General features: G+C 47.6%; 6 protein-coding genes. 2 read left to right on the forward strand and 4 right to left on the reverse strand.

Annotated features, from left to right (window positions below; genetic code table 11):
* Positions 1-96: 96 nt before the first annotated feature.
* The 3 genes from FTU67_RS11960 to yccS form a co-directional block, all read right to left on the reverse strand.
* A complete protein-coding gene (locus FTU67_RS11960) occupies positions 97-2,697 on the reverse strand; it encodes a sulfite reductase flavoprotein subunit alpha (protein ID WP_180054265.1) in 2,601 nt (866 codons plus the stop codon).
* 166 nt (positions 2,698-2,863) lie between these two features.
* On the reverse strand, positions 2,864-3,424 hold the full coding sequence (locus tag FTU67_RS11965) for a YcxB family protein (RefSeq protein WP_005179510.1): 561 nt from the start codon (positions 3,422-3,424) through the stop codon (positions 2,864-2,866).
* Positions 3,425-3,508: 84 nt separating this feature from the next.
* Positions 3,509-5,683, reverse strand: a complete 2,175-nt coding sequence (gene yccS, locus FTU67_RS11970) for a YccS family putative transporter (protein WP_180061777.1) — start codon at positions 5,681-5,683, stop codon at positions 3,509-3,511.
* Positions 5,684-5,818: 135 nt separating this feature from the next.
* Here yccS and FTU67_RS11975 point away from each other — a divergent pair, with 135 nt between their 5' ends.
* Entirely contained in the window at positions 5,819-7,042 is a 1,224-nt protein-coding gene (locus tag FTU67_RS11975; RefSeq protein ID WP_180061778.1) for a multidrug effflux MFS transporter, read from the forward strand.
* A gap of 96 nt (positions 7,043-7,138) precedes the next feature.
* Here FTU67_RS11975 and FTU67_RS11980 read toward each other — a convergent pair whose 3' ends face one another.
* Entirely contained in the window at positions 7,139-7,843 is a 705-nt protein-coding gene (locus FTU67_RS11980; protein ID WP_005179503.1) for a nitroreductase, read from the reverse strand.
* Between the two features lie 384 nt (positions 7,844-8,227).
* Between FTU67_RS11980 and FTU67_RS11985 the strand changes: the two genes are divergently transcribed.
* A complete protein-coding gene (locus tag FTU67_RS11985; RefSeq protein WP_005179502.1) occupies positions 8,228-9,475 on the forward strand; it encodes a DcaP family trimeric outer membrane transporter in 1,248 nt (415 codons plus the stop codon).
* Positions 9,476-9,633 lie beyond the last annotated feature (158 nt).

A 9,633-nucleotide genomic window follows, 5' to 3' on the forward strand; every position in this document is an offset into this window, starting at 1 on the left:
AGCGTGATGTATCTGCAGATTATAAAAGATCAAGATGAAAAAACCGGACATCAAGTCCGGTTTTTTCAGTTTTAGTTTTCAGCCAGTTAGCGAAACTTAGTAGACATCACGGCGGTAACGGCCTTCGCTGCGTAATTGATCCACCGTCGCTTCACCAAGCAGTTCAATCAGGGTCTGGTCAACATCGCTGGCCATGCCATCAATACTGCCGCAGACATAAATCACGGCACCTTGCTCAATCCAGCGTTGCAGTTCTTCGGCCTGTTCACGCAATTTATGGTGTACATAAACTTTCTGTTCCTGATCACGCGAGAAGGCCACGTCCAGACGCTGCAACATGCCGGTGCTTTGCCATGCAGACACAATATTTTCATAGAAAAAGTCATGTGCGCGCTGACGTTCACCGAAAATTAGCCAGTTCTGGGTATAGTCATGACGGATACGTGCCTGTAACAGACTCATCAGTCCGGCAATACCAGTCCCGTTACCAATACAGATGATTGGACGGTTGTCATCAATCAGGTGGAACGACTCATTGGTGCGAATGCGCAGGGCAATACTGCTCTGTAGCGGCGCATGTTGGGTGAGCCAGCCCGAACCAAGACCCAGTTGACCTTGGGCATCGGATTGCTGACGGACCACCAGACGCAGAATCTGCTGCGATGGAATGCTGGCAATCGAATATTCACGTGCAGGCAGGGTCGGTAACTGTTCCAGTAAATGTTCCAGATTGGCAAACGGCTCGATTTCAACCGTCAGATCTTTGTCCCAGAGTGCCTGTTCAATCGGTTCACCGGTCGAATCTAGCAGGGTACCCGGCTGAATCTGATGCTGTTGCATAAAGGCTGCCAGACGCTCAGGACTGTTCCCCGGCTGGATTTCGGCAATATCACCGGCTTCCCAGTGCGCTTCGTGTTGTGGCGCCAGCTCGATATTATAGGCCGGTGCCCCCAGACTGTTCGGATTGAGCAGATCACGCTGTTTCAGAATCCAGCTGTCAAAGGTCTTGTGAATGTCCATGCCTTGCAATTCAAGCTGGGTGGTTTGGGCCAGTGCCGCATTCCAGCGCTGGATATCTTCATTGCTGGCATTATCCACTTCAATGGTGGCAAACAGAGGCTGCGCCTGATTGCGTTGTAACCACTGATCAATTTTATGACCAAAGCTGCAGTAGCTGTCCAGATATTCCCTGGAGCCCAGCGCCAGTACCGCATAACGAAGATGCTGTAAATTGGCCGAGCTGCTCAGGATTTTCTTGTCAAAGCTGGAGGCTAAATCAGGTGCTTCACCGGTACCATAGGTACTGGCTACAAACAGCACCTGTTCTACCGATTGCAGATCTTCCAGACTCAATTGCTGTACCGGTTTCACGGTCACTGGTTGACGCGCTTCCTGCAAACTGGTCGCAGTACGCCAGGCCAGCTGTTCAGCCACGCCGGTTTGGGTGGCGTAGGCAATCAGCCACGGTTTGGCATTTGGATCAACCGTGACGGCGCTTGCGCTATTCCGTGCTGCCTGGGTCAGTTTCTTCTGCTTGCGACGTTTCAGATACAGCATCCAGCCGGTGACAAAGAACAGCGGCATCAGCAGGGAAGCGACCATGGCAAAGAACTGGTACACCGGACCAAAGAAGCTGCCACGGTGAACCGGTAACATGCTGCTCATGATTTTTTCATTGAGCTTTTTATCTTCATACAGGCTGATGTCGGTGAGGCTGGCCGTCTGATAGTTATAGGTTGCACTATTGCGGGCACGTTCATGCTGCGGTACTGCATCGACAAAGTTCAGGCTGACTTCACCATTGGCCTGTTTGGGCAGATTCAGGGTCATGGTTGAGTAGTCGCGTCCCAGTTGTGCCTGTACGCCAGTCCAGGTCTGGTTTAATACAGCCTGCATTTGCAGCGAATCCAGTCCTTCCGCACGCTCACCACGACCTTCACGCGCAGCACCTTCGCCACGTTCACGGCCTTGCGGCGCACCACGCTGACCTTGCGGCGCGGCATTGGCCTGCATTTGCGGTTGTGGACGCTCTACGCCCAGCACCTTGAACATGCCATTACGCCACCAGTCATAGGACCAGTACAGACCGGTACAGGCCAGAATCAGGTAGAAAATCACCACCCAGGTGCCGACAACGGCGTGTAAATCCCAGATGAAGTTCCGGCCTTTAAGTTTCGGCTTCACAAAGAACCACTGTTTTACCGAATGCTTTTTCGGCCAGCGTAGATACAGACCACTCAAGACAAAGAAAATCAGCATCAAGGCACAGGCGCCGGTAATCTGCTTGCCGACAGGGCCAACGGTCAGGTTACGGTGTAACTGCTGGATAAACTGGAAAAATTCACGGCCTTTAATCTCGGGTAACACTTCTGCGCTGTAGGGGTTAATCAGCACATTCTGGCCGCGACGTGCGCCTTCTTTGGCAATATTGACACTCGAAGATGCTGCCGGATCGGAGGCGATAGTAATGCTATTAATTTTGGTTTCAGGTTGAGTCAGCTGAAAATGCTGATAGATTTCCGCCGGGGTGAGCTTGGCCCGGTTTTCGACCTGCACGGTATAACTGTCCGGATTCATCCATTTTAGAATTTGTTGTTCATAGGAATAAATCGCACCGGTAACACCCATCAGTGCGAGAATCAGGCCCGCACTAATTCCAAGGAACCAGTGCAGCTGGAAAAATATTTTTTTAAGCATAGCAATACAGCAGCAGTGTGAAGAGAACAATGGGCGAAATTATAACTGAAGAATAGCGAGATGGAATAGAGTTTGAATATAATATTTATTCTCATTATCATTTAGATTGGTACAAACCGGATAAAAAAACCTCCAGCAGGGTGGAGGTTTTTTTGAGCTTACAGGCTTAAAGCTGTTTTGGCTCACCTACAGATTCAAGCAGGTGCTTACGAATGGTTTTAAAAGAAAAGTTTTTAGAATCCAGACGTTTTGGCAAGATATAAGCGCCTTGCTGACCTTTGACGGTAAAGTTCACCAGAATGAAATCCGGGGTAGAATACCATTCATAAATATCTTTCCAGCTAATCGCGCCCATGCCTTCTTGCAGGCCCATTTGCTGACGCATGATGATGCCGTGCGGTTGCACGCCCAGACGGATGCCTTTAATTTCCTGTACCGGAAATTCATTCATTTTGCGTTTGGCATACCATTCCAGACCGAATTTACGGATCAGGAAGTACAGCACCACACAGACCAGAGCTACCCAGCAGAAAATGGTGGAATAGTTCTTGATCAGGATAATCCCCAGAATAGACAGGGCCGTAATAATGCCCATGATCGCCCAGGCTTTGGTGCCAATTTTGTTGGTGCTACGCCAAATTAAAAGCTGGGCATGACGCTGCTCGGCTTCGCTAATGTCGTAGTTCACAGGCTGTAAAGTATAAGCGTATAAATTTTTCGCGGTCATAGTGGAACTAACAAATTTCAAACTCAGAAAAGTTTAGCATTAATTACAGCATTTCAGGAGTCTATTGTTGCAAAATCATCCGAATTATAACGAGGCCAGTTCGGTGGCATCCTGATCACGGTCATGGCTTAAACTCTGCTTTAGCTGACTCAGTTGATGCAGGATGGTCAGCATCAGCGATAACTGCTGCAAAATAATCAATCCCTGTTGATCTTCCTGATGATTTTGACTTAAACGCTGCCGGATGGTATGCAGCATATTTTGCGAAGACAGATCCGGTACTTCATCGTTCAGCAAGGCACCGCGAATATCTTCCAACGCTTTATCCAGCAGGGTTAAAATCTCCGGATCTTCAATTTTTTCCCGGTGTGCCCCCAGCGCGGCAATATAGCTGATAAAGGTATGATTCAGGCACAGCAATTCAAAAGCCTGGGCTTTTTGCGAGGCATCAAAATCCGGTTCAGTGGCCAGGGTAGAAATGAGCGAGGCCAGTTCGGCATCGGTATTATGCGCTGCACGGCGTACCACGCGATAGGTCAGGCCGTTATTGCGCCCGGTTTTGTATTGCTCGATCACTTCGGTCAGATAATCACACTGCGCATTTAAGGCACGGCGAATGGTGCGCGGTAAACGGCGGAATTTCCAGTCCGGGAAAATAAAGCTGACGCCAAACCAGGCCAGTGCACAGCCAATTAAAGTATCAATCATACGCGGCAGGGCGGCGGCAAAGCCCATGCCATCGAGGTTAAAGTTAATCAGCGCCAGAATGGTAATAAAGGCGGTGGCTTGGGCATACTGCTTACTGCGTAATTCAAAGAACAGAATTCCGCTGACTACCAGCAGCAACAGCTGACCTTCGACCGACGGAATAAAATATAAGATGCTATAACCGACCAGAATCCCGACCAGGGTGCCGACAATCCGCAGGCGTAAGCGGCGTTTGGTGGCGTTAAAGTTGGGTTGGGTCACAAACAGTGCGGTCAGTAAAATCCAGTAGCCGTATTCAATATTGGTGACCTGGACAAAAATATAGCCAATCAGCAGCACCGCCGATAATCGAATGGCATGCCGGAACAGCACCGATTCCGGAGTTAAATGCTGCTTGATGCGGATGACCATATCATCCCAGCCTTTCAGGTCATCATCTTTAAGCTGGTTTTCAATATGTTTGGTTTTATCCAGCTTGATATAACGCTCGGTTTCCAGGTTGCGTAACTGCGCGTCAATAGATTTAAGGTTCTGATACAGGGCAAACAGGGCATTGACCCAGACCTGATCATACTGCTGTTCGCTGCGCAGCTTTTGTAGCGAATGTTTCAGGTTCTCAAAGGCATGTTTAAAGCGTTTGCTGTGAATATAGGGTTCACGCTTCAGGATGCTTTCGCTTAAATCTTTACAGGCTTTGCCCTGAATCGCCAGAATGCGCTGGAAACGGAACAGGATGTCGCTGTGCTCAAAAATTTTGGCCAGTTTCTGATAGTCAATATGCGCGGAGTCGGCGCGTTCATGAATATCCTGGGCAATAAAATAATACTGCAGGCTGCGGCGGGTGTCTTTCTGGCCACGGTCACCTTTTAAACGGGTCAGTAGCGCGGTTTTCAGTTCATTAAACAGGCCAATCAGCTTGCCATTTTCCATTGACAGGTCAATCAGGCTTTGCTGATAGCTGCCGGGGGTCATATCGACATCAAACAGATTGGATTTGGCAAACAGGAAATCGCCTAACGAGGCATAGCTTTGCGAAAGTTTGTCTTGTAGCTGCCGTACCGGAAACAGTAAAAAGCTGATGGTGGAAATCAGCCCGTACCAGACTGCACCAACCACCAGCAAGGCTGGCTGGGTGTACCAGTCTTCAAACAGGTCCACGCCGAGCATGGCATAAACCGAAATCACCAGACAGCCATAGGCAATGGTGGCATAACGCCGGCCCAGAGAACCAAGCAGAATCAGGCCGATACAGGAGATAATCAGGCCAATGGCAAACAGCACCGGATGTGGAAACAGCAGCTGAATGGAGGCGGCGGTAATAAAAAAGCCGATATAGGTATAAGTCTGGTTCAGGATTCTTAAAGAGAAGCGGTCATCAATATCGCTTAAACCGGCTGCGACCACGCCCAAGGTTAGCGGAATGGTGGCCAGCTGATAGCCGAGCAGATAAGGAACAAAGGCGGTGCCGGCAAAGGCGATCATCATCCGGATGTTATAGATAAAGGCCGTGTTGTAGGCAAAGTGTTTGAGACGTGTGAGCCAGGATTTCAAGACTGTTCCTTAAACGAAGCCAGATGCTATGCAGCGGGCAGCAATTATGTGAAACTTCACTTTCAGTACTCTGAAATAATACTATGGACTGTGTACCTTGTCTTTAAATCAGTCATTTAAAAAAGAAATATGAATATGTCCGATTCCCATGCCAGTGCAAGCCCGCAGCAGCAGTATCCATCTTCCTGGATTTTACTGCTGGCTTTGCTGACCTCGCTTGGTCCGCTATCAATTGATATGTATCTGCCGGCCTTGCCTCAAATGGCAGATGATTTTGGCGTCAGCACGCAAATGGTGGCCAACAGTCTGCCGGCTTATTTTCTGGGCCTGGCAATTGGACAGTTAATTTATGGTCCTTTAAGTGACCGGATTGGCCGTAAAACCCCACTGTATTTTGGTTTGGGACTGTATTTTTTGGCCAGTCTGCTCTGTGTTTATGCCCAGGATGAATGGAGCCTGATTGCGGCGCGGGTGTTGCAGGCCTTAGGGGGCTGTGTTGGGGTGGTAATTGCCCGTGCGGCAATTCGTGACCGGCTGGATATGCAGGCCTCCGCGCAGGCTTTTTCCAGCATGATGATTGTGACCGCCATTGCGCCCATTATTGCGCCGGGTCTGGGGGCCATCGTCCTGAGCTTTTTTGACTGGCAGGCGATTTTTGTCTGTCTGGCCATCATGAGTTTAGTTTGCTGGTTGTGTGTTCATTTTTTCTTTCAGGAAACCCTGCCGCCAGAGCGCCGTCTGAAATTGAATTTCTATCAGGTACTGACCCTCTATCTGGCGATTTTTAAGGACCGCAGTTTTTATTTACCGATGATCGCTGGCTGTTTTACCGGCGGGGCGATGTTCTGTTATATCAGCAGTTCTGCCGCCGTTCTGATGGATGGTTATGGCCTGAACCAGCAGCAGTTTTCGATTGCCTTTGGTGCCAATGCCGTCGGCATTATGCTGGCCTCGACCTTAAACAAGCATTTGGCAACTAGCAGCTCTTTAATGACCCGTTTAAAAATAGGCGGTACGGTGCAGGGTACTGGTGCGCTAATTCTGGTCATCGCCGGGCTGATGAGCCATGCGCCGATTGCTGTGGTTTTTGCCGGGCTGTTTTTAGCCGTGGCCGGAATTGGTTTTACCGGCCCCAATGCCATGGCGTTGGCAATGTCGGAGCAGGGCGCCCGTGCCGGTACAGCCAGCGCGATTATGGGCAGTATGCAATTTAGCTGCGGTTTAATTGGCGGCTTAATGCTGAATGTGCTGATCTGGGATGCTTTATTAAATATGGGCAGTGTGATGCTACTGTTTATTCTGATTGGGGGGAGTGCGATGTACATTATGCATCGGGAGCGGAAATTAAAAACTGCCTAAACCAGATTTATCTTTAAAAAAAGAAAAAAGAAGAAACCAGAGCGTTTTCTTCTTTGCTCTTTCAGCTGTTGCAGCGTGAGGGCCGTAGCTAAACAATTATTCTACAAATACGGCAAATTCTTCGACCGGTACGCGCGGGGTAATAAAGCTATTTACAATATGCTCAGGATCGGCATAACCCAAGGCCATACCACAGACCAGTTCTTCATCGGCCGGGGCATTTAAGACCTCCAGCACGATACGATGAAAACTATTCCAGGCTGCTTGTGGGCAGGTGTCCAGCCCGCGTGCCTTGGCGGCAATCATCACGTTTTGCATCATCATTGAAAGATCCATTTTCGAACCAATTTCCAGGTCACGATGCAGGGTGAAAAACAGGCCTACCGGTGCATCAAACAGCTGAAAATTACGCAGATGCTGCGCGGCCATCTTCTGTTTTTCGCCTTTTTCAATATTGAGCAGGCCATACAGCCCCCAGCCATTTTCACGGCGCCGCTCAATAAACGGCGAGAACCATTGTTCCGGATAATAGGAAAAGGTGGCCTGATAATCGGCCGCACGTTCAGGATGCAAATACAGTTCAGTTTGTGCCTGACAGACCCGATCAATGAGTTCCTGACGCTTTTGACCGGTCACTACATACACCTTCCACGGCTGAATATTGGTGCCGGATGGTGCGCGGCTGGCCACGCTTAGAATATCTTTAATCATTTGCGGATCGACCGGCCGATCTAAAAAGGCGCGCACTGAATGACGCGAGCTAATGGCCTGATCGACCAGTTGTACTAGTCCTTTATCCATGAAAAATCCCTTAAAATGTTTATGTTCTAATCAACTGTTGCTATATACAATAGTCTAATATTTAACCGGGTGGGTAACTTTTGCTTTTCGATAAAACCATGATAATTCGATATTTTTGCAAATGAGAATTAGAAAAATTGATCAGTCCTTTATCCTTATACGTTAAAAGTGATTTTAATAAAATAAATTAATTGTTAGATTGAAAGCATAAAACGATTACAGTTTTGTGTAATTCTTTATCAATAAGACTTTTAATTATTTGATAAATAGCAAAAGTGTGATGATTAAATGACATTTAAATCAGGGATGCTTGCCATCTGAGTCAGTATTTAAAATGTCTTAAAAGAGCACGGATGCGCATTATTTTTTACTCTGGAGAAACCCATGGATCGTAAAATCCAAACTTCACTTATCACAAAAACATTAGCGGTCGCAATTACAGCAGCAATGGCCTCTACGGTACAGGCAGCAAGCACTGAACAACAACAAATTCAAGAATTACGCCAGGAAGTACAAGCACTCAAAGCTTTAATTCAACAGCAGCAACAGGTTCAGCAACAGCAACAAGTCCAGATCCAGCAAGTTCAGGCGCAACCGGCACCTGCAGCAAAATCGGCTTCACCATTTTCCTTAAAGTCGAAAGGTGGTGCTGAAGTCAATCTGTACGGTTTTGTGCGTGGGGATGCTGCGTATCAAATTGAAGGTGGTAATGGAATTTTTAACCGTATCCACGCCGTTAGCTTGGGCGATGACAATAACGCAACTGAAGACCGTTTTGATTCAACCGCAACCACTACACGCCTTGGTTTAGACTTTAAAGGTCCAGTCGCAGGGAAAGATGTCGGCGGTAAAATTGAGATTGATTTCCGTGGTACTAATGACAGCGTACGTATTCGCCACGCTTACTTAACTATGGACAACTGGTTATTGGGTCAAACCACTTCATCCTTCCTTTCCGGTGAAACTACACCTGAAATGCTGGACTTTAACTCACCACTCGGTATTGGTACTTACCGTACACCACAAGTGCGTTATAGCGACAAAATTAATGCAGACACGACTTATTTTGTTGGTTTAGAAAAAGGACATGACGATAACAGACTGCCGGCAGCAACCGCAAAAGTTGCACATAAATTTGCTGAAGGTGCAGGTACGCTGACAGGTCGAGCGCTGGTCCAGGAAGTTCGTGCGCGTGATGTAGCTGACGAAACAGATTTTGGCTGGGGCTTGGCTGCGGGTGTAAACTTTAAACCAACTGAAACCTTAACTTTAAATGCCGACTACTCTCATGTAACGGGTGATGACAAGTTTATTCTATACACCAATGGGAATGAGCGTTATTCAGTAGATGGTAATGACATCGACTTAAAAGAATTTGATGCATTTACTTTAGGCGCTACTTTGAAAATTACACCAAAACTTCGTAGTACATTAGGTTATGGTGCAGTCTTCTTTGATGATGCTGTAGGTGAAGAAAATGACGAATTACAGCAAGGCTGGTTAAATGTCATGTATAACCCGGTACAACCAATTACCTTGGGTGCTGAATATGTTTACGGTGAACGTGAAACAGCTGATGGCCAAACAGGTAAAGATAATCGTATTGGTGTAATGGCACGTTATAACTTCTAAGTGCTGAACCAAAAAAGAGGTGGCTTGCCACCACTGCTGTCCCATAGTTTGCTTTAAATAAAAAACCTGAGTCCTAACAGTTAAAATATGAGTGCAAACAAACACTTTAACGACCAGGATTCAGGTTTTGTCACATCAGAATACCGTATTTCATGAGC

Origin of the sequence: Acinetobacter sp. YH12132 (assembly GCF_013418645.1) — a bacterium.
In the GTDB taxonomy this organism is placed as follows: Bacteria; Pseudomonadota; Gammaproteobacteria; order Pseudomonadales; family Moraxellaceae; genus Acinetobacter; species Acinetobacter indicus.